Here is a 21,782-nt window from a genome sequence, read left to right as displayed (position 1 = left end):
CCGGCGGGGTGTGCTCAGGCGGTCTCGCGCCGCCGCTGGGACCACATCTGCGTGGCCCGCTCGAAGTGCAGGGCGGCCTCCCAGCCGATCCCGGGCGGGCCGGACTCGGTGCGGAACGAGCGCGCCGCCTCGCGGGCGAGCTCCGGGTCCTTGGCGGCGCGGCCGGCGAGCTCCATCGCGAGGTCCTCGACCTCCTCGTCCGGCACCGCCTTCCACGCCAGGCCGATCTCCGCGGCGCGGAGCCCGTCGATCTCCTCGCTGAACAGGCCCATCGCGGCGGTCGCCTCGCGCCCCGCCGTCCGGGAGCTGATGGTGAAGTAGCCACCGCCCGGGTGCAGGCCGATGCGGAGGAAGCCGGCCAGCAGCCGCGCGCGCTCGGAGACGATCCGCAGGTCGGTGGAGAGGGCCAGGTTCATGCCGGCGCCGACGGCGGCACCGCGGACGGCGGCGATCGTCGGCACCTGCAGCAGGCCGACCCGGCGGAACGCCTGGTAGACCGCGCCGAGCTCCTTGTAGGTCTTGTCCTCGGCCTGGTCGGAACCGGCCGTCCAGCGGCGGCGGTCGGCGCCCGAGCAGAACATGCCGTCCTTGCCGCGCACGACCGCGGCGCCGATGGCGGGGTCGCGGTCCACCTCGTCGCACAGCTCCGACAGCTGCATGCCCATCTCGGGCGTCAGGCCGTTCTTCACCTCGACGTTGTCGAGGGTGAGGACGGCGACGCCGCCCTGCTTCTCCAGGTGTACCTGTCCCACGCGGGAGTCCTGCCTCTCTGTGTGAGTGGTGCTATTCGCCGAGCGGGGCGCGCTGGCCGGTGGTGCGCACCAGCACGTCGACGGCGGTGGCCCCGCCGCCCTGCGCCCCGACGATCAGGGGGTTGACCTCGAACTCGGCCAGCCTGTCACCCCCGGCAACCGCGGCCTGCGACAGGCGCACCACCGCGTCGACGGCAGCCGCCACGTCGGCCGGCGGCGCACCGCGGAAGCCGGCGAGCAGCGGCCAGGCGCGCAGGCTGCGCAGCATCGACCAGGCCCGCTCCGGGGTCACCGGTGCGAGGCCGGAGGCGATGTCGCGGTAGAGCTCGGTGGTGATCCCGCCCAGCCCGACGGTGACCACCGGGGGGAAGCCGTCGCGGCCGGCGGTCGCGGCGAGGATCAGCTCGGTGCCGGGTGGGATGAGCTCCTGCACCTGCACCCCCTCGACGTCCGGGACGTGGTGCCGGCGAGCCGCCTCGACCAGGTCGGTGAAGACGGTCGCGGCCTCCTCGGCGGGCACCCCGACCCGCACCCCGCCGACCTCGCTCTTGTGCGCGAGGTCGCCGGCGGCCAGCTTGAGCACCCCCGGGCCGGGCAGCGCGGCGACCGCCTCGCGGGCCGCCTCGGGCGTCGTCACCAGCGTGGCGGCGGGCTGGGCGACGCCGATGGCGCGCAGCAGCTCCGCCCCGTCGACGACGTCGGCCTCCAGCAGCTCGCGGACCCGGGCGGCCGGCACCTCGGGCGCGGGCGGCAGCGCGGGCGCCGCTCCCCGGTGCGGCGGCGGCGCCATGCGCGCGGCGGCCCGGACCACCCCGCCCACCGAGCCGAAGACCGGGATGCCCGCGTCGCGGAGCACCCGCCGGCCCTCGGTGGTCAGCTCCTGCCCCGCGATCCAGCCGACGAGCAGCGGCACCGGCAGCTTGGCGGCGGTGAGCACCAGGTCCTCGGCCAGCCGCGCGCCGGCGTCGCCCACGACCATCGTCACGAAGACGGCGATCGCGTCCACCGACGGGTCGTCGGCGACGATCCGGCAGACGTCACCGAAGGCGTGCGCGCCCCGGTTGAACAGCTGGGCGGTGACGTCGACCGGGTTGGCCAGCGCGCCGAACGCCGGGATCAGCGGGCGCAGCCGGTCCTGGGTGTCGGCGGAGAGCTCCGGCATCTCCAGGCCGTGGTCCTCGCACTGGTCGGCCGCGAGGCTGCCGGCGCCGCCCGAGGTGGTGACGACGGCGATCCGCCGCCCCTCCGACCGCTTGCCGGTGGAGAGCAGCGCCGCGACCGACAGCAGCTCGTCGATGTCGTGGACGAGCACCACGCCGTGCTCCTCGGAGGTGAGCACGAAGGCGACGTCGTCCCCCAGCATCGAGCCGGTGTGGCTGGCCACCGCCCGGCGCCCGGCGCTGGAGCGGCCCGATCGGAGCACCACCAGGTGCCGACCGGTCTCGCGCGCCCGGCGGGCGAGCTCGGCGTAGGCCTGCCCGTCGTCGGTGGCCTCCACGTAGAGCATCAGGACGCGGATGGCCGGGTCCTCCAGCAGCTCCCGGGAGACCTCCAGCAGGTCGAGGTCGGCCTGGTTGCCGGTGCTCGCCCAGAACGACAGGCCCAGCCCCATGTCGGTGGCGAGGTCGAGCACCGAGCCGCCGACGGCACCGCTCTGCCCGACGTAGGCGACGCCGCTGTCGGAGGTCAGCGGGCGGTCGGCGGCCGCGGTGAAGGTGGCGACCACGCCGGTCGGCGCGTAGAGGAAGCCCTGGCAGTTGGGGCCCAGCACCCGGACGCCGGTCTCCCGCGCCACCGCGGCAAGCCGCTGCTGCAGCGCCAGCCCGTCGGGACCCACCTCGGCGAAGCCGGAGGCGTAGACGACCGCGGCCGAGGCGCCGGCCGCGGCCGCCTGCCGGATCGCGTCCTCCACCCGGTCGGCGGCGACCAGCACCAGCACCAGGTCCACCGGCCCGGGGACGTCGGCCAGCGTCGGGTAGCACTTCTGCCCGACCAGCTCCTCGTAGTTGGGGTTCACCGGGTACAGCGCGCCGGTGTAGCCGTGCTCGACCAGGTAGCGCAGCGGCCGGGACATCAGGTTCTCGGTGCGGCCGGAGATGCCGAGCAGGGCGATCCCGCGCGGCCGCAGCAGGGCGCCGAACCCACCGGGGCGGGAGTCGGTCGACGAACCGGTCAACGTGATCCGCCTTCCGGGCGGGCGACGGGATGGGCACGACCAGCTAAGTTGACACCGACGTCAGTGTCAACCGTGCCCGGGCGTCCCGGGAAGGAGGCCTCCTGGTGCAGCTCCCTGGTCCGACCGAGCAGCCGGGCGCCGCCGCGGTCGCTGCCGCGGAGGGCCCCGCAACCCCGCTCACCGAGCGCGGCCGGGCGATGCGCGGGCGGCTGCTCGACGCGGCCCGGCAGGTGTTCGAGCGGGACGGGTTCCTCGACGCCCGCGTCACCGACATCTCGGCGGCGGCCGGCGTCGCGCACGGCAGTTTCTACACATACTTCCGGTCCAAGACCGACGTCTTCCGGGCCCTCGTCGCCGCCACGATGGACGACCTCTACGCCTCCCTCGGCAGCGGCGCGGAGGGCGGTAGCGGCGCCGAGGCAGGCAGCGGCGCGGACGACGGCGGCGCGCGTGACCGCCTCGTAGACCCGGTCGCCGCGATCGAGCGGGCCAACCGCCGGTTCGTCGCGATGTACCGGGAGAACACCGCGCTGATGGCGCTGTTCGAGCAGGTCACCACCTTCGACCCCGAGGTGCGCGCCGTCCGGCAGGGCGCCCGCGAGCGGATGGTCGGCCGGGTCCGGCACAGCATCGAGCGGTACCAGGCCGACGGGCTGGTCGCGGCCGACCTGGACGCCGAGTACAGCGCCCACGCCCTCGTCGCCATGGTGAACGGGCTGGTGCACTACTGGCTGGTGCTCGGCGGCGACTTCGAGCAGGAGCGCCTGGTGGAGACGCTCACCCGGCTGTGGGCGCAGTCCCTGGGGCTGACCCCGCCCCGCTGAACGCCCGAATCGGCCGGCGGTGGATGGGCAGCAAGGCATTCGGCGGGTACGAATCCGCCTCCGACGCCACCGTGGCGGCAGCCCTGCTTCTTGGCCCCGGAGGCGGCTCCAGGGACACCCGCCCTGCTGCACATCGGCGGCTAGCCTCCCGTGTCGTGACCACTCCTAGCTGCCCCGACTGTGGACACGCTTGGAGCCACCACCCCGGCACTTCGCTGGTGCTCAACGCATGCGCTGAGTGCATCTACGAGGAAGACCACGACCTTCGGGATCAAGCTGCCATGTGTGCCCACGTCCCGCCCGCTTCGGAACACGTACCAGCAGCTCGAGCACTGCACGCCCGTCACATGCGCCGACGGTGGCGCGGTGACCGCGTATCCGTCGAAGACCGCAGCGGCGCACGTTGGCTACTCCGACCGTCTGCTCCTCCCGGTGACTCGGTCGGGCACCTCCTGAACCAGGTCCAGCAAGACCTGGCGACCATGCCGGTCAACCGGTTTCGGGAGAAGTACCGGCCTCTTGCGGAGTAGCCCTCAGTGGGCCGCTCTGGGACGGAAGGCGGCTCAAGGGCGCACGCCCAGCAGCCGACAATCGGTCCGTGAGCGGGGGGCGGCATCGCGGACAAGGTCGCGCGAGAGCGCCGTACCTGTCCCTGGACCGATCTCGACGCCGGAAGATCGTCGAAGACTTGGTGTTCGGTCGCCTCATCGATCCGGCCGACGAGCCATTCGCCCGCTGGCGGGCGGAGCAGGCGGCTTCACAGCTCTGGCACGGGGTATGGATGGGCACCTTCTTCGGCGCCGTCTTGCTGAGATATTTCGACGGCACACCAACCATGTGGGTGTGTCTTGCCGTGGCGACTGCCATCTATTTGTCTGGACTCAGCTTTGCGATCCGGATGCGCCTATGGCTGCACCGCCATCCCCAGTGACGGGGACGTCTCCCATAGTGGGCCACTCAAGGACGCGGGGAGGTCCTCGAAAGGCGGTGGATGAGGCCTGTAGCCATGGTCCCGGCCCTGCCCTGGTCGAGTCTCAGCACGCCCGGACCTCCGCCGTGATTGAAGGGGAGGCAGTCCGCTCGAGCCGGGCAGGGGAGCGCTGGGTGGCCACGTCGAGCCGGGATCCGGGCCAGCCCGGGGGTTGAGCCGCTCCACCTAACCCTGAGCCGCGTGCAGACGCGGCTCGAGGTCCGCTGGTCCGGGTCAACCCGCGCGTGGGCAGCTTGGAACCCGGCTCCACCTCGGGCGGGGACCCCGACAGTCGCCCCAGCAGCCGGTCAGCCGGTGATGCGGGTGGCCAGCGTGCCGATGCCCTCCACGGTCACCTCGACGTGGTCCCCGCGCTGCAGCGACCCCACCCCGGCCGGCGTGCCGGTCAACACCACGTCACCGGGCAGCAGCGTCATCGCCTGGCTCACCCAGGAGACGCACGCGGCGACGTCGCGCAGCATGTCCGCCGTCGTCCCGTCCTGCCGCAGCTCGCCGTTGACGGAAGACCGCAGCGCCAGCGACGAGGGGTCGATCTCGGTCTCCACCCACGGCCCGAGCGGGCAGGCGCCGTCGAACCCCTTGCCGCGGGTCCACTGACCCTCGCTCTTCTGCACGTCGCGCATCGTGAGGTCGTTGGCCACGGTGTAGCCGAACACCACCCCGGCGACCTCCTCGGCCGCCACCGCCTTGCAGCGCCGGCCGATGACGACCGCGAGCTCGCCCTCGTAGTGCAGGTCCGAGGTGAGCGCCGGGTACTCGACCTCGGCGTCCGGGCCGACGACCGAGGTGGAGGGCTTGAGGAACACGATCGGCACCTCGGGCACCTCGTTGCCGAGCTCCTTGGCGTGCTCGGCGTAGTTCCGCCCGAACGCCACCACCTTGCTCGGCTCGACCGGCGCCAGCAACCGCGCCTGCCCGAGCGGCAGCTGCTCCCCGGTCCGGCGGAGGCCGTCGTAGGGCAGCCCCTCGAGGGCGTGCAGCACCGCGTCCTCGCCGTCGCCCTCGACGACGGCGTAGGAGGGCGCGCCGCCGGGGGCCTGGTACCGGGCGATGCGCATCAGATGGCCCTGACCAGGCCGCCGTCGACGAGCAGGTTCTGCCCGGTCAGGTAGGTGTTCGCGCCGGAGACGAGGAACGCCGCCACGCGGCCGAACTCCTCGGCCTCCCCGTAGCGACCCAGCGGGATCGCCTTCTCCGACCGCGCCCGCACCTCCTCGATCGAGAGGCCGGTCTTCTCCGCCTGGTTGGCGTCCAGCGCGGCGACCCGGTCGGTGGCGATCCGGCCGGGGCCGACCGTGTTGACCAGCACGCCCTCACCCGCGAACTCGATGGCCAGCGACTTGGCCAGGCCGACGACGGCCACCCGGTAGGTGTTGGACAGCAGCAGGTTCTCGATCGGCTGCTTCACCGACGACGACGTGACGACGGCGATGCGCCCCCACTGCTGCTCCCGCATGTGCGGCAGCACCCCGCGGATCAGCCGGACCGTGCTCATCAGGTTGAGGTCGTGCGCCTGGTACCACTTCGCGTCGTCGACCGCGTCGAACCCGCCGGGCGGGGGGCCGCCGGCGTTGGCGACGAGGACGTCCACGCCCCCGAGCCGGCTCCGGGCCTCCTCCAGCAGCCGCTCGACGTCAGCGGGATCGGCGACGTCGGCCGGGCAGTGCTCGACCTGCGCCCCGGTGGCCTCGGCGATCTCGGCCGCCGTCCTCGCCAGCTGCTCCTCGCCGCGGCTGGAGATCATCACCCGCGCGCCCTCGGCGGCCAGCTGGGTGGCGGTCGCCCGCCCCAGCCCCTTGCTGGCCGCGGTCACGAGCGCGGTCCTACCGGTCAGCTGCAGGTCCATCGGTCACTCCACGGGGTTCGAGAGGTCACGGAAGCCGGCGATGGAGCAACCGGCGGTGTCGCCGGGCCGGATGTGCACGGCACCGGGGGTGCCGGTCGAGATGATGTCGCCGGGCAGCAGGGTCATCACCCGCGAGTGGAAGGCCACCAGCCACCACGGCCGGAACGTCATGTTGGAGACGACGTTGCGCCGGTGCACCTCGCCGTTGTGGATGGTCGCGACCTCGAGCGCGTCGACGTCGGCCACCTCGTCGACGGTGACCAGCTCCGGGCCGAAGCTGAAGAAGGTGTCGAAGCTCTTCGACCGGGTCAGGTACCGCGGGTTCTTCTCGAGGATGTCCTCGGCGGTCATGTCGATGATCGTGGTGAACCCGGCGACGACGCCGGGCGCGTCGGCCTCGTCGACGTCCCGGCACTCCCGGCCGATGATCAGACCGAGCTCGCCCTCGGCCGTGGTCCGCTGCGACTGCGGCGGGATCCGGATCGCGTCGCCCGGGCCGATGATCGCGGTGTCGGGCTTGAGGAAGCTCGCCGGCTCCGTCGACGGCGCCTTCTCGGACAGGTCGGCGGCGTGCTCGACGTAGTTCAGCCCGATGCCCCAGATCTTGCGGGGCCGCCGGTAGAGCGGCGCGTAGGCGAGCCGGTCCTGCGGGATGGCCAGCTCGTCGAGCAGCCCGGCCGGCGCCCCGCCGACCCACTCCCGCAGCGGCTCGACCTGCCCCTGCTCCAGCAGCTCCTGCACCGTGCCCGGCCAGGTGGTGCCCAGGGCTTCGTTGACGGCGGTGAGCAGCACCGCACCGGAGGGGCGGACGAGTGCCGCCGGCTCGGCGCCGTCGATCCGCAGGGAGGTCAGTCGCACTGGGGTTCCCGTCTCTCGGGTGACCGCCGGTCAGAGACCGACGGCCGCGATCAGGTCGTCGAGCTCGGCGAGGGTGACGTCGTCGACCGGCGGGGCCGGGAACCGCGCGTGCGGCGAGCTGATCGCGCCGCGCCGGGCGAACACCTGCTTGCGGATGGTGACCCCGCCGACCCCCAGCTGCGCCTCGTAGCGGATCAGCGGCAGGTGCTTGAAGAAGTAGGCCTGGGCCTCCGCGCGGTCGCCGGCGACGAACTTCTCGTAGGTGCCGACCAGGACCTGCGGGAAGCCGAACCCGGTCATGATCCCGTCGGCACCGCGCAGCAGCTCCTCGTACAGGTAGACCCCGCCGAGGCCGCCGAAGATGCCCACCGGCGAGGTGACCGCCTTCCGCACCGCGGTGATCTTCGGCAGCGTCGGCGTCTCCTCGAGCTTGAGGTACCGGCACCCCTCGATCTCCTCGAGCAGCCGCACGAGGAAGGGCGCCGGCATCGTGACGCCGGTGTTCACCGGCTCGTCCTGCACCACCACCGGCACCGACACCGCCTCGGCGACCCGGCGGAAGTGCTCGAAGACCAGGTCGAGGTTCTTCGTGTTGTCGGGCGGCGCGAGCATGACCGCCGCCGCGCCGGCGTCCTCGGCCCGGCGCGCGTAGTCCAGCGCCATGTGCGTCGCGCGGGCCGACACGCCGGCCACGACCGGCACCCGCCCGGCGGCCGCCCCGACGTAGCGGCGGAGCACCCGCTCCCGCTCCTCGTCGAGCAGCTTGGCGGCCTCGCCCATGATGCCGAGGATGGTCAGGCCGTGGGCGCCGGCGCCGAGGTAGTCCTCGACCAGGGTGTCGATGCTCCCCTCGTCCACTGCGCCGTCGTCGGTGAACGGGGTGAGGGTGATGGGCAGGACCCCCCGCAGGGTGGTCACCACCGCGCACCCCGCGCGGACGCACCCTGCCACGGGCTGCAACACTCGGTGATCGCCATCACAAGGTCACCGTAACGGTTGCCCGGGCGATGCTCAGGCCGGGTCCCACCCCGTGGGCCCAGATCGGAGGATCCATGTCTTCCACCCGGTTCGCCGTCGTCGGCGGCGGCATCATCGGCGCGGCGGTCGCCCGGCGCCTCCTGCAGCTCGAGCCGGACGCCCGGGTGACGCTGCTGGAGAAGGAGGACCACCTCGCCGCCCACCAGACCGGGCGCAACAGCGGCGTGGTGCACGCGGGGCTGTACTACGAGCCGGGCTCGCTGAAGGCGGTCCTCTGCCGCCGCGGCGTCGCGCTGCTCAGGGAGTTCTGCGCCGAGCACGGTCTCGGCTACGACGAGATCGGCAAGGTGCTCGTCGCCCTCGACGCCACCGAGGAGAACCGGCTCGGCGCGATCGCCGAGCGGGCCCGCGCCAACGGCGTCCCCGGCATCCGCATCATCGGTCGGGGCGAGCTCGCCGAGCTCGAGCCGCACGTCACCGGCGTCGGCGCCCTGCACTCCCCCACCACGGCGATCGTCGACTACGCGGGCATCACCCGGGCGCTGGCGGCCGACGCCGAGGCCCGCGGGGCCACCGTCCGCACCGGCTTCGCCGTGACCGACCTGCGGCACACCACGGGCGGGCCGGCCGAGGAGGTCGTCGTCCGCGGGGGGGACGGCGAGGAGCTCGTCGTCGACCGGGTGGTCCTCTGCGCCGGGCTGCAGGTCGACCGGCTGGCCCAGCTGGCCGGCGACGTGGGGGCGCCGCGCATCGTGCCCTTCCGCGGCGAGTACTTCGCCCTCGTCCCCGGGAAGCGCGAGCTGGTCAACGGCCTCGTCTACCCGGTGCCCGACCCGCGGTACCCCTTCCTCGGGGTGCACCTGACCCCTCGGTTCGACGGCGAGGTGCTGGTCGGCCCGAACGCGGTCCTGGCGCTCGCGCGCGAGGGCTACCGCCGCCGCGACCTCGACCTCCGCGAGCTGGCCGAGACCGCCCGCTACGCCGGCTTCCGCCGGTTCGCCCGGCAGCACTGGCGCACCGGCGTCGCCGAGATGTACGGGTCGCTGAGCAAGCGGGCGTTCACCCGGGCCGCCCAGCGCTACGTGCCCGAGCTGACCGTCGCCGACCTGGTGCCCGCCGAGGCGGGCATCCGTGCGCAGGCCCTCGAGACCGACGGCAGCCTCGTCGACGACTTCCGCATCACCCGCACCGGAGCCGTCGTCGCCGTGCGCAACGCGCCCTCCCCGGCCGCCACCTCGTCCCTGGCCATCGCCGAGCACATCGTCGACGACCTGCTCGACCGCCGTTCCGCCGCGTGAGCGCGCCGTGGTGGGCGTGACCGCGCCGGCCCGGCGGCGGGACCGCGGGCCGGCGAGCTCGGGGGCGGCAGCGGCCGCCGCGGTGACCGTGACGACGGTCGGCGTGCTGCCCATCTACATGGTCGGCGTCCTCTGGGTGCAGATCCGCGAGGAGCTCGGTTTCGGGCCCTCGCTCCTCGGGAGCCTGGTCGCCTGCTTCTTCCTCGTCTCGGCGGTCTCGGCGCTGACCGCCGGCGCCGTGGTGCGCCGCTTCGGCACCTCGCCGGTGGTCCGGCTCTCCGCCGTCGTCGGCGGGCTGGCGATGCTCGCCGTCGCCGTCGGGGCGCAGCACACCGCGGTGCTGGTCGGCGCGCTGGTCGTGGCCGGCTGGGGCAACGGGGTCGGCCAGCCGGCGAGCAACGACCTGATCGCCCGCGCGGTGACGCCCGGCCGGCACGGGCTGGCCTACGGCACCAAGCAGGCGGCGATCCCGCTCTCGACCATGCTCGCCGGGGTCGCCGTCCCGCTCGTCGCCATCCCGCTCGGCTGGCGCACCGCCTTCGTGATCGGCAGCGTGCTGGCGCTGCTGGTCCTGCTCGGCGTCCCCGGGAGCGCCCGGCTGCCGGCCCGCGACGCCGTCCAGACCTCCGAGGCGGCGGGGCCCTTCCACCGGGCCGCCCTCGTCGTGCTCGCCCTCGGGCTCATGCTGGGCGCGGCCACCGGCAACGCGCTGGGATCCTTCTTCGTCGCCACCGCCGTCGACTCCGGCATCGCCCCCGCGACCGCCGGCGTGCTCGCCGCGGTGGCCAGCGGCGTCGGCGCGGCGGCGCGCGTGGCGTTCGGCTGGCTGGCCGACCGGGTGCGCACCCGGTGGCTGCTGGTCGTCGCCGCGCAGATGTCGATCGGCGGGCTCGCCTACGCCCTGCTGGGCACCGGGGTGGAGGTTCTGGTGGCCGCGGGCGCGGTGATCGGCTACTGCACCGGGTGGGCCTGGGCGGGGCTGTCCACCTACTCGGTGGCCCGCATGCACCCGGGCATGGCGGCCCGCGCCACCTCCATCACCCAGGGTGGGATGGGCGCCGGGGCGGCACTGGGCCCGCTGGCGTTCGGCGTGGTCGTCGCCTCGACCTCCTACGCGGTCGCCTGGTACGCCACCGCCGCGGTCTCGGCGGTGGCGGGCGCGGTCGTGGTGCAGGGCCGGCGCATGCTGCTGCGGGACCGGCCCGAGCTCGTGGCGGCGCAGCGGCTGCGCCGGCAGGCCCGCTCGGGCTGAGCCCGGTCACCCCGGCGGATCGGCGGGCAGCCGCCCCAGGACGTCGAGGGCCTCGGCCAGGGACGCCGGCACCGCCCCGGGCTCGTGGCCGGCCGCGGCCAGGCCCCGCGCGGTCAGCTCGTGCCGCGCCACCAGCCCGCCGGAGAGCAGCGGCGGCACCCCGGTCCCGGCGACGGTGTCCCGGGCCATCCGCACCTCGACCTGCCGCCGCCCGGCGTGCCCGACGTGCGTGGTCACCAGCATCGTGGCGAAGTCGCGGGTCGGGTAGCGGTCCAGCGTCTCCTCGACCATCGCGATCAGCGGCTCGACGACCCCGAGCTCCCGGGCGGCCAGCAGCGCCTCCACCCAGAGCCCCTCCATCCCCTTGACGACGACGCTGCGCAGCATCTTCAGCGCCGCGGCCGCGCCGACCTCGCCGCCGACCACGCCGGCTCGCAGCCCCACCCCGCGCAGCAGCCCCGCCGCCCGTTCCGCCTGCGGCCCGGCCAGCGAGATGGGGATCGCCGCGCCGTCGAGGGTGATCCCGCCGCCGGTCATCACGCCGTCGACCACCCGGTCGCCGCCGAGCGCCTCGGCCACCGCACGCTTGTCCCCGGGTGCGGTGGAGTTGAGGTCGACGTAGAGCAGGTCGTCCCGGCTGCCGGCGGCGCACTCCACCGCCGCCGCCACCGCGGTCGCCGGCGTGACCAGGGAGAGCACGACGTCCCGGTCGGCGAGGGCCGCGAGCTCCTCGGCCGCCGAGGCACCGGTGGCCTCGATCGCCGCACGCGCCGCCGGACCGCGGGCGGGGTCGAGCAGGACGCGGTCGTGCACCAGCAGGTCGGCGCCCGCGGCGGCGACCGCACCGCCGATGACCCGGCCGGCCTCGCCGAACCCGATCAGCCCCCAGCGCGGGGTCACCGCGCGCTCCGCTCGCCGGCGGGCACCTCGGCCAGCGCCGCGGTCACCCACGAGCGGTCCAGGGTGCCGGCGGCGATCTGCCGGAACATCTCCTCCTCGGCGGCCAGCCGCTCCTCCCCCGCCGCGACCACCTCGGCGGCCCGCTCGTGCGGCACCACCACGACCCCGTCGGCGTCGCCCACGACCAGGTCGCCGTCGCGCACCACCGCGCCACCGGCCTGCACCGGACCGCGCACCTCCCCCGGGCCGTCCTTGTAGGGCCCGAGGTGGTTGATCCCCCGCGCGAAGACCGGCACCTGCCCCTCGGCCAGACCCTCCCGATCCCGGACGGCGCCGTCCACCACCAGCGCCGCCAGCCCCCGCGCGGCGGCGTAGCGGGCCATGATCTCGCCCAGCACCGCCCGGTCCAGCGCGCCGCCGCCGTCCACGACGAGCACGTCGCCCGGCTCGGCGAGGTCCAGCGCCCGGTGCACCACCAGGTTGTCGCCCGGGCGGGTGCGCACGGTGAACGCCGGCCCGGCGACGCGCGGCCACGCGGCGCCGGGCACCCAGTGCAGGCCGGTCGCGCCCTGGGCCCGCTCCATGCTGTCGGACAGGATGCTGGTCGGCAGCCCGCGGGCCCGGGCGAGCAGCGCGGGGTCGGGGCGGGGGCCGGGTGGGTGCAGCCGGCAGGTGCTCATCGGGGTGCTCCTCTCGTGGTGCGCCCGCCGGAAGGGCCGGGCGCGCCGGTCAGGTCGGGGAGTGCAGGTCGGGCACCGCCGCGGGCCGCCAGGGGTGCCGCAGCGAGGTCACCGGCAGGCCGCGGGACCGGCGGACGGTGCGGCGGGCCGAGCGCACCGTCAGCGCCGCCGCGAGGCTCAGCACCGCCGCGGTGGTCCACGCCGCGCGGTAGGAGAAGGCCTGCGCGACCACGCCGAACAGCAGCGGCCCGCTGGCCGCACCGAGGGAGAGGCCGGTCTGGACGAAGCCGGTCACCGAGGCCGCCGCCGTCCGGTTGTCGCGGATCACCGCGAAGTGGAACAGGCCGGTCCAGGCCCAGCCGAGCAGGTACGCGCCGAAGGAGCCGGCGACGAACAGCGGCGTGATGCCGGTGGCCAGCAGCAGGTAGGCCACCGACCCACCGGCCATGAGGTTGGCGATGAACAGGTACCGGCTGCGGTCGGGGTACCGGTCGGCGAGCCACCCGAACCAGACGCGCGCGCCGAGACCCACCACCGAGCAGGCGGCGAACAGCAGCCCGGCGGCGCCCGGGCGCAGGCCCGCCGCGACGGCGGAGTCGACCAGGAACACCCCCGTGGAGGTGGCCGCCGCCGAGCCGAGGAAGCCACCGACGGTCAGCACGACCAGCCCCCGGCGCGGAATCCCCTTGTCCGGCCCCCGGTCGGCGGCCGCCGGCGCGCGGGACCGGGCGTCCCGGCCGGTGAGGACGGCCCACAGCAGCAGCGCCAGCGCCAGGCCGATCGCGGCGAGCACCGCCCACCGCCAGCCCAGCACGAGCGCGATGCCGGGCACGGCCAGCCCGCCGAGCAGCGTCGCCGCGGGGATCGAGGACTGCTTGATCCCGAAGGCCAGCCCCAGCCGGGCCTCGGTGACCAGCTCGGAGATGCCCAGGTTGGCCGAGGGCTGGGCGACGGCGTTGCCGAGGCCGCCGATCGCCAGCCCGGCCATCAGCCAGGCCGCGTCCTGCGCGAGCGCGATGACGCCGAGCGAGGCGATCGAGAGCAGCGCCGCGAGCGCGGTGCCCCGGCGGGAGCCCAGCCGCTGCACCAGCCGGCCGCCGGGCCGGGCGAGCGAGCCGGAGACGGCGAAGAGCGTGGCCGCGGCGAGCCCGAAGACGCCGAGACCCACCCCGAGGTCGGCCCGGATCTGCACCGCGAGCGCGCCGACGAGGAAGGCCGGCAGCACGCCGAGCACCGAGACCGAGACGCCCTGGGCGACGGCGCGGCCGGAGGCGACCGGGGCGGCGGTGCGCTCAGCCACGGGCGGCGGCCCCCAGCGGCCGGCCGAGCCGGTCGCCGAGGGCGACCAGCGCCGCGTGCGTCTCCCGGTCCAGCGGCACGCCCTCCGCCCGCCGCCGCGCGCGCTCGGCCGCGGCGCGCTGGCCCGGGGTGCGCACCGGCAGCTCGTCGTCGACGGGCAGGAGCGCCCGCAGCTCGGCGAGCATCCGGTGCATCTCGTCGCGCATGCGGGCGGGGTCGCCCAGCCGGGCCGGGTCGAGGACGACGACGAGGTGGCTGGTGCCCGGCGGCCGCGGCTCGGACCGGAACGTCAGGTTGCCGACCTCCGGGCCGAGCGGGCCACCGGCGAGCACCGCGGTGAGCACCTCGACCAGCAGGCCCAGGCCGTAGCCCTTGTGGCTGGAGCGCTCGCGGTCGCTGCCCAGCGGCAGCAGCGCGCCCTTGCCCGGGAAGACCGCCGCGGGGTCGGTCGTCGGCCGGCCGTCGGCGGTCAGGCCCCAGCCGCGCGGCACCGGCAGCCCCTGGCGCAGCGCGATCTCGAACTTGCCGCCGGCCACCGCGGAGGTGGCCATGTCGAACACCATCGGCTCCTCGCCGGCGACCGGCACGCCCAGCGCGAGGGGGTTGGTGCCGAAGTACGGCCGGCCGGTGCCGGTGGGGGCGACGATCGGGCCGGTGTTCGTGGCCACCAGCCCGACCAGGCCCTGCGTGGCGACGTCGTGCACGTAGGAGCCGCTCGCGCCGTGGTGGCTGCTGCGGCGCACGTTGACCCAGCCGACGCCGTACCGCCGCGCCCGCTGGACCGCCTCCTCGAGCGCCAGCGCCGTGACCGGGTGGCCGAGCAGCCCCTGCCCGTCGACGAGGGCGACGGCCCCGCCGTCGGAGTGCACCACCGGCTCGCCGCTCGCGGCGATGGCGCCGCTGCCGATCATCGTCACGTAGGCCGGCAGCCGGGCGATGCCGTGCGAGTCGATCCCCGACAGGTCGGCGTACCCGAGCACGTGCGCCACGTCCCGGGCGTGCGCGGGCCGCACGCCGGCGGACTCCAGGACGTCGACCGTCCAGCGCTCCAGCACCTCCGCCGGCACCCGCACGTCCGGCTCGGGCCGCACCTCCACGGGCGTGCCCTCGCCGCCGGGTGCCGTCGCGTCGAACGCGGCGAGCACGGCGTCGGCGACCTCGTCGGTGGCGACCGGCGCGATCCCGGCCGGGGCGAGGTCGTAGGTGAAGGGGCCGTCCCGCAGCACGGTGTGCGTCGCCGCGCGCAGCCGGTCGCCCACCGCCCGGGTGGCCTCGAAGTGCTGCAGCAGCGCGACGAGGGCGAGGAACCCGCCGAGCGGGGAGACCTGGCGCAGCCCGGCCCGCCGCGGCGCCGAGCCGTGCGCCGGCTCGAACAACCCCTGGCACCGCCCCTGCGCCGGTGGGCCGGGGTGGATCGAGGCCGATCCGCACAGCGCCGGCGAGCCGGCCCGCCCGGCGGCGAGGTCGCTGAGGATGTCGCCGAGCAGCCCCTCGGTGACGATCACCGCCGGCACCTCGGCGCCCGACCCCAGCTCGAAGGCGGCGCGGTCGACGTACCGGTGCTCGACGGGGACGCCGCGGCGGCCGGCGACCTCGGTGGCGACCTGCCGCCACAGCCGGCCGGTGGCGTAGAGGTTCGCCTTGTCCACCGACACCAGGCGCCCGGCCCCGGGGCCGGGGCCCCGCTGGAGCAGCCGGTCGATGCCCAGGTCGACCACCTCGGCGACGCGCCCCGGGGTCAGCCGCAGCACGTCGGCGGCCTCGCCGCCGTCCTCGGAGTAGGTGCGGTCGGCCGGCCCGGTGCCGTAGGAGCCGCCGATGAGGTTGCGGACGACGGTGAGGTCGCCGTCCTCGCCGAGCGGGATGTCGCGCACCGAGATGCGCAGGTCGTAGCGGGCCCGCAGCCGGTGCAGCGCGACCTCCGGCCGGGGGCAGACCTCGGGCGGGACACCCGGGTCGTCCCCCACGGCGCCGAGCAGGATCGCGTCGGCGTCGTCGCAGGCGGCCAGCGTCTCCTCGGGCAGCACCTCGCCGGTGGCCGCCGCGGCCCGCGCCCCGACCGGCCACGGGCCGGTGACCTCCACCAGCCCCTGCTCCGCCAGCCGGCGCAGCAGCCGGGCCGGCCCCTCGAGCACCTCCGCGCCGACGCCGTCGCCCGGCAGCAGCGCGACCCGGATCACCGCCGCACCAGCCGTCGCCCGACCGTGGTCAGGACCTGCTCGGCGTCGGTCTCCCCCATCGACCGCTCGAGGTCGGCCAGCCAGGCCGGCAGCGCCTGCTCCATCGTCGGGTGGTGCGCGTGCCCGAGGTCGCCGCCGAAGGCGAGCATGTCGTGCGGGTAGACCTCGCCGAGCGTGGTGGAGGGCGGGCCGTCGGTGGTCAGGATGTCGGGCAGGATGCCGAGCTCCAGCACCACGCCCAGGCGGGCCAGCTCGGGCGCGGCGTCGTCGTCCCACTCCAGGAACGGCATCCGGGGGTGGTTGAACAGCATCCGGGTCACCCCCGCCGCCTTGGCCGCGCGGAACAGCACCAGGGTCTGCGCGCAGGTGAGGTGGCCCGAGGCGAGCACCAGGTCGTAGGCGGCGACGACGTCGAGCACGTCCTGCCACGCGGGCAGCAGCGCGCCGCCGTCGTCCACGACGTCGACCTGCCGGAACACCATGCCCCGGTGCACCGAGCGCGCCGGGCTGGACGGCGAGGTGATGTGCGCCGGCGCCGACACCGTCGGCATCCACACCACCCGGCCACCCAGCCGCGCCGCCACCTCGACCGCATCCGGGTTGGCGCCGCCGACCGGCGAGTTGAGCACGATGCCGCCGTACACCTCGACGCCGGCGGCCTCACCGCGCTGGGCGGCGAGCACCGCCCGCTCGACGGTCGAGCCCTCGTGCGCCTTGAGCACCGCCAGGTCGACGCCGACCGACCCGTGCGCGCCGAGCACCTCGTGGTCGAAGCCGTGCCGCTCCACGAGGCTGGGTGCCCCGTGGACGTGCAGGTCGGCGACCCCGGTGATCACGCCGTCCCCCGCCGCCGGGGCCCGCCCACGTCAGCGCTCCCCGGGGCGGTCGGTGCCCGACGCGCTGGCACCGGTCGTCGTGGTGCCGGTCGTCGTGGTGCCGGTCGTCGTGGTGCCGGTCGTCGCGGTGCCCGTCGGCGACCCGGTGTCGTCGGACGACCCGCTCCCCCGTCCGGGGACCAGGTCCTTCACCTTGCCGGCGACGTCGTCCCCTGCCCGCCGGCGCATGACCAGGTGCACCACGGTGCCGAGCACGCCGAACGACAGCCCGATCGCGATCCACAGGGGCTCCATGACCAGCAGCGCGATGGCCGCGCCGAGGAAGAGCGCCCGCTCCGGCCAGGCGGCCGGCCCGATGAGCCACTTGCCCGTGACCACGGCGAGCGCGCCGACCGCGAGGGAGGAGGCGACGAACGCGATGGCCACCGTGGCGGCGCCGCCCTCGAAGAGCAGGCCGACGCCGTTGGGCGAGAGCACGAAGATGAACGGCACGAGGAACGCCGGCAGCGTGTACTTCCAGGTGAGCCACATCGTCGGCACCGGTTTGCCGCCGGTGATCGCCGCGGCCGCGAAGGGCGACAGCGCCGTCGGCGGGGAGACCTCGCTGAGCACCGCGTAGTAGAAGATGAACATCGCCGCCGCGAACGGCTCGACGCCGACCTGCTGCAGCGCCGGCGAGATGATCACGAACGAGATGATGAAGCTCGCCGTGACCGGCACGGCCAGGCCGAGCAGGATCACCACGATCGCCGAGAAGAGCGCGGTGAGCACCAGGCTGCCGCCGGCGAAGTCGACGATGATGCCGGCCAGGCGCAGCGCCAGACCGGTGAGGGTCATGACGCCGACGATGATGCCGGCGACCGCCATGACGGGGATGACCGAGAGGGCGCCGACCGCGCCCTGGCCGAGCGCGTGCCAGACCCGCTTCGGCGTCATCCAGTGCTCGCGGTCCAGCCAGCTGAGCAGGAAGGCCAGCGCGGTGGCGTACACGACCGCGCGGAAGGGCGTGTAGCCCATGGCCAGGAAGACGACGATCGCGGCCAGCGAGCTGAAGTGGTACCCGAACCGCAGGAGCAGCCGCCAGGCCGACTTCTCCTCCACCTCGACCTGGCGCGTGCCGTGCCGGCGGGCGTCGAACTCGATCGCGAGGACGATGCCGAGGTAGTACAGGATCGTCGGGATCGTCGCCCAGATCAGCACCTCGAGGTAGGAGACGTTGAGCAGCTCGGCGATGATGAACGCCGCGGCGCCCAGGGTCGGCGGCGACATGATCGCGCCGATGCCGGCCGCGGCGAGCACACCGCCACCGGCCTCCGACGGGTAGCCGGCCTTGCGCAGCAGCGGCCAGCCGAAGCCACCGAGGGTCACCGTCGTCGCGACGCCCGAGCCCGACACCGTGCCGAGCAGGAAGCCCGACAGCGTCACGGTGCGACCGGGGCCGGCGGCGGACTGGCCGAAGGCGGCGAACGACAGGTCGATGAAGAACTTGGTCGCGCCGGAGGCGGCCAGGACGGCGCCGTAGATGGTGAACAGGATGATGTAGGTCGCGGCGACCTCGAGCGGCACGCCGAAGATGCCCTGGGTGCCCATGACGTTGTGGCCGATCAGCCGTGGCCACTGGAAGTCGGCGGTGGTGAACGGGCTCGGCATCGCCGACCCGAAGTAGGCCATGGCCAGGAAGCCGACCACCACCAGCGGCACCAGCAGCCCGACGGTGCGCCGGGCGGCCTCCAGGATCAGGATGACCAGCAGGGTGCCGACCACCAGGTCCATGTCGGTGGGGACGATCGCCCGGCGGAAGAAGCCCTGCCAGTCCCAGACCATGTAGAGGCCCGGCACCAGCGACACGAACGCCAGCAGCCAGTCCAGCACGTTCGGGCGGTCGGGGCGCCCCTCGGCCTTCGCCTTCTCCGAGCGGGCCCAGCCGCGGTAGGTCAGGAAGGTCAGGAAGAGCCCGACGCTCAGGAACAGCGGCAGGTACACCTGACGCGGCATCGGGTTGAACACCCAGTAGAGCGCGTACAGCGACAGCCCCACCCCGACGGTCGCCACCAGGTACCCGGGGATGCCCGTCAGGTGGCGCGCCGGCTTCTCCGCCTCGAACTCGGCGAGCAGCGCCTCCTCGTCGATGGCGTCCTCGTCGACGTCGCGGCGCCGGTCCCCGGTCTTGTCGATCGTGGAGGCGTCCACGTCCCCGCGCTCCGCACCGGGACTGCCCGGCGGGGCGCCGGGGACGTCGCCCGGCGGGTCGTCGGCCACGCGGGTGGCCCCGGCGGTCGTCCCCGGCTCGGCCTGCCGGTGCGTGAGACGTCGGAGATTCATCGGTTCTCCTCGATGTCGAGAATCACGGTGGGGTCGTCGGTGACGACGAGCTGCCAGATCGGGACCGGCTCGGCGCCCGGTACGTGGAGGGTGCGCTCACCCAGGTCGGTGGCGGCGATGCTCAGCTCGTCGAAGACCGCCGGCCGCGCCGGGTCGGGCGGGACCACGTGGGTCATCCGGTCCCCGGGCGGAGCCGGGCGGGGCGCGCCGGGGACGGCGTAGTACTCCTCGAGCACCGCGACCTGCTCCGCGGCCAGTTCGACCAGCTCGAACCTGCCGTCGGGGAGCACGCGGTAGCGCTCCTCGGCGAGGGTGCGGTAGACGCTGTTGCGGTACCCGACGGCGAACAGGTCGCCGTCGAGCGGGACGCGGGCCACCACCGCGCCGTCAGGGGCCCGCACGGTGACCGCCCGCGACCCGTCCCCCGCCGCGGCCGGCGCGGGCGGGCCCTCCCCCGTCGCGAGCGCGACGGCGACCCCGGCACCCGTCAGCGTGACGAGCGCCGCGACGACGGCGAGGAGGAGGTGACGGGCCACGAGCGGGCGTCGGGAGGGCCCGGGGCCGCCGGGGCCGGAGCGAGCTCCGGCACCCGGCAGCGCGCGGGTCGGGCTGCCGGTCAGCCGACCGAGTCGAAGTAGGTCTGGGCGCCGGGGCAGGTCTCGATGAACTCGACCTCGTCCGCGGTCTCGGGGTTCAGCTCCTCGGCCGCGGGGTGCACGGTGAGCAGCTGCTCCTGGTTCTCGAAGATGGTGCGGGTGATGGCCTCCTGCAGGGCCTCGTCCATGTCGGTCCGCACCACCAGGATGTTGGGCGAGACCACGTTGGGCACCGCCTCGTCCTGGCCCTCGTAGGTGCCGGCCGGGATGTCCTCGGCGAAGTAGTAGTCGCCGTACTGCTCGGCCAGCGGCTCGGCGTACTCACCGGTCGGGATCAGCACCAGCTCGTCGCTGCTCGCGAGGTCGACGATCGCGCCCGTCGGCAGGCCGCCGGACCAGGCGCCGGCGTCGACGGTGCCGTCCTGGATCGCCGCGACCGTCTCGGCGACGCCCAGCTGGACGCGCTCGATGTCGTTCTGCGGGTCGACCCCCGCGGCCTCCATGATGCGGTCGGCCGTGACCTCCGAGGCCGAGCCGACGGCGCCGGGCGAGACGCGCTTGCCCGCGAGGTCCTCGATCGAGGTGATCCCGGTGTCGGCGGTCGTGAAGAAGTGGACGAAGTTGTTGTACATGTTGCCGAGCGAGCAGATCTCCAGCGCCTCGCTGAAGGTGTTCTCGCCGTTCGCCGCGTCCGAGACCACGTCGCCGAGGGCCAGGGCCAGCTGCGCCTGGTCGGTGTCCAGCAGCTGCATGTTGTCGACCGAGGCGTTCGTCTCCTGGACGGTGACCGTCAGGCCGGGGATCTCGCCGCTCAGCAGGTTCGCGATGCCGCCGCCGTACGGGTAGTAGACGCCGCCGGTGCCGCCGGTGGCGAAGGTCAGCTGCTCGTTGAACGTCTGCCCGTCACCCCCGCCGTCGCCCGAGGCCGTGTCGTCGGCCGAGTCGCCGCCGCAGGCCGTGAGCGCGAGCGAGGTGGCCACCCCCAGGGAGAGGAGGAGGCGCGACCGCCTGCCGGGGCGTGAACCAGGAGTCGTGAGCATCGTGTGCCTTCCTGTCGGTGCCGGGCCGGCGGCCGGGGCACCGGCTGCGGGACCGCCCGCACGCCGGCCCACCCGCAACCGGAGGGGGCGTCAGCATCATCGCTGTTTTTCAGGTCACAGGAGTGAAGCAGCTCACATTCGGGACTGTCTACTGTTTACAGTGTCACGGGACGATGACTTTTCCGAGCGTCGCGTGGAGGCCGGCCGATGTCCGACGCACCGCCCATCGCGGCCCTGCCCCTGCGCGAGCACGTGTACGAGCGGCTCCAGGAGCTGCTGATCAGCCGGTCCCTGGCACCCGGCGACCACCTCGTCGAGGAGCGGTTGGCCGCGCAGCTCGGGGTCAGCCGCGGGCCGGTGCGCGAGGCGCTGCAGCGCCTGCACCGGGACGGCTGGATCACGCTGCGGCCGCGGCACGGCGCCTTCGTCAACAAGCCCACCCGCCAGCAGGTGCAGGAGTTCTTCGAGGCCCGCCAGCTCGTCGAGCGGGAGGCCGCCCACCTGGCCGCCGTGCGCCGCACCCCGGAGGACGCCGCGGAGCTGCTGGAGATCTGCGACCGGGCGGACGCCGACTGGCGGCGCGGCGTGCCCTCCCAGGAGATGGCCGCGCACACGGCCCGCTTCCACCGCGCCGTCCTGGTGCACGCCCGCAACCACCTGCTGCTGCAGTTCGGCGAGCAGCTCTCCCTCCGCAGCCGGTGGTTCTTCGCGCCGCTGGTCTCCTCCATCGCGCCGCGCGCCTGGGCGGAGCACCGTCAGGTCGCCGAGCTGATCGCCGCCGGCGAGGCCGACCGCGCCGCCGCCGCGATGCACCGGCACGTCGCGCTGTCGCGGAACTCCTACCTGGAGATCCACCCCGACGGCGACGTGCACGAGAACGACCTGCTCCCGGTGGCGGCCACCGGGACGCAGGCGGCCGACCCCGGCCGCTGACCGCCCCCGCCCACCCACGGA

General features: G+C 74.8%; 19 protein-coding genes. 5 read left to right on the top strand and 14 right to left on the bottom strand.

The genetic code is table 11. The features are described 5' to 3' along the window. Positions 1-14: 14 nt before the first annotated feature. On the bottom strand, positions 15-752 hold the full coding sequence (locus E9565_RS14780; RefSeq protein ID WP_236827628.1) for an enoyl-CoA hydratase/isomerase family protein: 738 nt from the start codon (positions 750-752) through the stop codon (positions 15-17). 31 nt (positions 753-783) lie between these two features. Then, positions 784-2,928: an acetate--CoA ligase family protein gene (locus E9565_RS14775; RefSeq protein WP_236835659.1), complete on the bottom strand. Its 2,145-nt coding sequence runs from the start codon at positions 2,926-2,928 to the stop codon at positions 784-786. A gap of 104 nt (positions 2,929-3,032) precedes the next feature. Here E9565_RS14775 and E9565_RS14770 point away from each other — a divergent pair, with 104 nt between their 5' ends. Then, positions 3,033-3,752: a TetR/AcrR family transcriptional regulator gene (locus tag E9565_RS14770; protein WP_236827630.1), complete on the top strand. Its 720-nt coding sequence runs from the start codon at positions 3,033-3,035 to the stop codon at positions 3,750-3,752. A 691-nt stretch (positions 3,753-4,443) separates the two neighbouring features. After that, complete coding sequence (locus E9565_RS14765; protein ID WP_236835657.1) at positions 4,444-4,683, top strand: hypothetical protein; 240 nt, start codon at positions 4,444-4,446, stop codon at positions 4,681-4,683. A gap of 347 nt (positions 4,684-5,030) precedes the next feature. On the opposite strand, the gene E9565_RS14760 is transcribed toward E9565_RS14765, so the two are convergent. From E9565_RS14760 to E9565_RS14745, 4 genes are read right to left on the bottom strand one after another with little or no spacing between them, the layout of a single operon-like run. Continuing rightward, positions 5,031-5,801 carry a fumarylacetoacetate hydrolase family protein gene (locus tag E9565_RS14760; RefSeq protein ID WP_236827632.1) on the bottom strand — a complete coding sequence of 257 codons (771 nt, stop codon included), beginning with the start codon at positions 5,799-5,801 and terminating at the stop codon, positions 5,031-5,033. Then, positions 5,801-6,589: an SDR family oxidoreductase gene (locus E9565_RS14755; protein WP_236827633.1), complete on the bottom strand. Its 789-nt coding sequence runs from the start codon at positions 6,587-6,589 to the stop codon at positions 5,801-5,803. Before E9565_RS14755 ends, E9565_RS14760 begins: the two co-directional genes overlap by 1 nt. A 3-nt stretch (positions 6,590-6,592) precedes the next feature. Further along, positions 6,593-7,447, bottom strand: coding sequence for a fumarylacetoacetate hydrolase family protein (locus tag E9565_RS14750; RefSeq protein WP_236827634.1), 855 nt, complete (start codon positions 7,445-7,447; stop codon positions 6,593-6,595). A 30-nt stretch (positions 7,448-7,477) separates the two neighbouring features. Next, positions 7,478-8,365 (bottom strand): dihydrodipicolinate synthase family protein, encoded by an 888-nt coding sequence (locus E9565_RS14745; RefSeq protein WP_236827635.1) that lies wholly within the window; start codon positions 8,363-8,365, stop codon positions 7,478-7,480. Positions 8,366-8,499: 134 nt separating this feature from the next. Here E9565_RS14745 and lhgO point away from each other — a divergent pair, with 134 nt between their 5' ends. Together lhgO and E9565_RS14735 are read left to right on the top strand one after the other, a co-directional pair. Continuing rightward, on the top strand, positions 8,500-9,723 hold the full coding sequence (gene lhgO, locus E9565_RS14740) for an L-2-hydroxyglutarate oxidase (RefSeq protein ID WP_236827636.1): 1,224 nt from the start codon (positions 8,500-8,502) through the stop codon (positions 9,721-9,723). Between the two features lie 16 nt (positions 9,724-9,739). Beyond that, entirely contained in the window at positions 9,740-10,975 is a 1,236-nt protein-coding gene (locus E9565_RS14735; RefSeq protein WP_236827637.1) for an MFS transporter, read from the top strand. A 6-nt stretch (positions 10,976-10,981) separates the two neighbouring features. On the opposite strand, the gene E9565_RS14730 is transcribed toward E9565_RS14735, so the two are convergent. From E9565_RS14730 to E9565_RS14695, 8 genes are all read right to left on the bottom strand, one after another. Continuing rightward, positions 10,982-11,875, bottom strand: a complete 894-nt coding sequence (locus E9565_RS14730; RefSeq protein ID WP_236827638.1) for an NAD(P)-dependent oxidoreductase — start codon at positions 11,873-11,875, stop codon at positions 10,982-10,984. After that, positions 11,872-12,555, bottom strand: coding sequence for a dimethylmenaquinone methyltransferase (locus E9565_RS14725; protein WP_236827639.1), 684 nt, complete (start codon positions 12,553-12,555; stop codon positions 11,872-11,874). The genes E9565_RS14730 and E9565_RS14725 overlap by 4 nt, the downstream gene beginning before the upstream one ends. Positions 12,556-12,604: 49 nt before the next feature. Then, the gene (locus tag E9565_RS14720; protein WP_236827640.1) at positions 12,605-13,855 is read right to left on the bottom strand and encodes a CynX/NimT family MFS transporter; all 1,251 of its coding nucleotides are present in this window, start codon (positions 13,853-13,855) and stop codon (positions 12,605-12,607) included. Continuing rightward, entirely contained in the window at positions 13,848-16,034 is a 2,187-nt protein-coding gene (locus tag E9565_RS14715; RefSeq protein WP_236827641.1) for an Ldh family oxidoreductase, read from the bottom strand. Before E9565_RS14715 ends, E9565_RS14720 begins: the two co-directional genes overlap by 8 nt. Then, positions 16,031-16,870: a DUF6282 family protein gene (locus tag E9565_RS14710; protein WP_236827642.1), complete on the bottom strand. Its 840-nt coding sequence runs from the start codon at positions 16,868-16,870 to the stop codon at positions 16,031-16,033. The genes E9565_RS14715 and E9565_RS14710 overlap by 4 nt, the downstream gene beginning before the upstream one ends. 30 nt (positions 16,871-16,900) lie before the next feature. Continuing rightward, positions 16,901-19,192 (bottom strand): TRAP transporter fused permease subunit, encoded by a 2,292-nt coding sequence (locus E9565_RS14705; RefSeq protein ID WP_236835655.1) that lies wholly within the window; start codon positions 19,190-19,192, stop codon positions 16,901-16,903. Next, positions 19,189-19,728 (bottom strand): hypothetical protein, encoded by a 540-nt coding sequence (locus E9565_RS14700; RefSeq protein WP_236827644.1) that lies wholly within the window; start codon positions 19,726-19,728, stop codon positions 19,189-19,191. Before E9565_RS14700 ends, E9565_RS14705 begins: the two co-directional genes overlap by 4 nt. A gap of 80 nt (positions 19,729-19,808) precedes the next feature. Next, positions 19,809-20,768 (bottom strand): TAXI family TRAP transporter solute-binding subunit, encoded by a 960-nt coding sequence (locus tag E9565_RS14695; protein ID WP_236827645.1) that lies wholly within the window; start codon positions 20,766-20,768, stop codon positions 19,809-19,811. Positions 20,769-21,035: 267 nt separating this feature from the next. On the opposite strand from E9565_RS14695, the gene E9565_RS14690 reads away from it, so the two are divergent. Continuing rightward, a complete protein-coding gene (locus tag E9565_RS14690) occupies positions 21,036-21,761 on the top strand; it encodes a GntR family transcriptional regulator (RefSeq protein ID WP_236835653.1) in 726 nt (241 codons plus the stop codon). The last annotated feature ends 21 nt before the right edge of the window (positions 21,762-21,782 follow it).

The organism is Blastococcus sp. KM273129 (assembly GCF_021698995.1).
Classification (GTDB): Bacteria; Actinomycetota; Actinomycetes; order Mycobacteriales; family Geodermatophilaceae; genus Blastococcus.
Note: the sequence above shows the minus strand (reverse complement) of the source record. Positions and strands in the feature narration are given on the sequence as shown.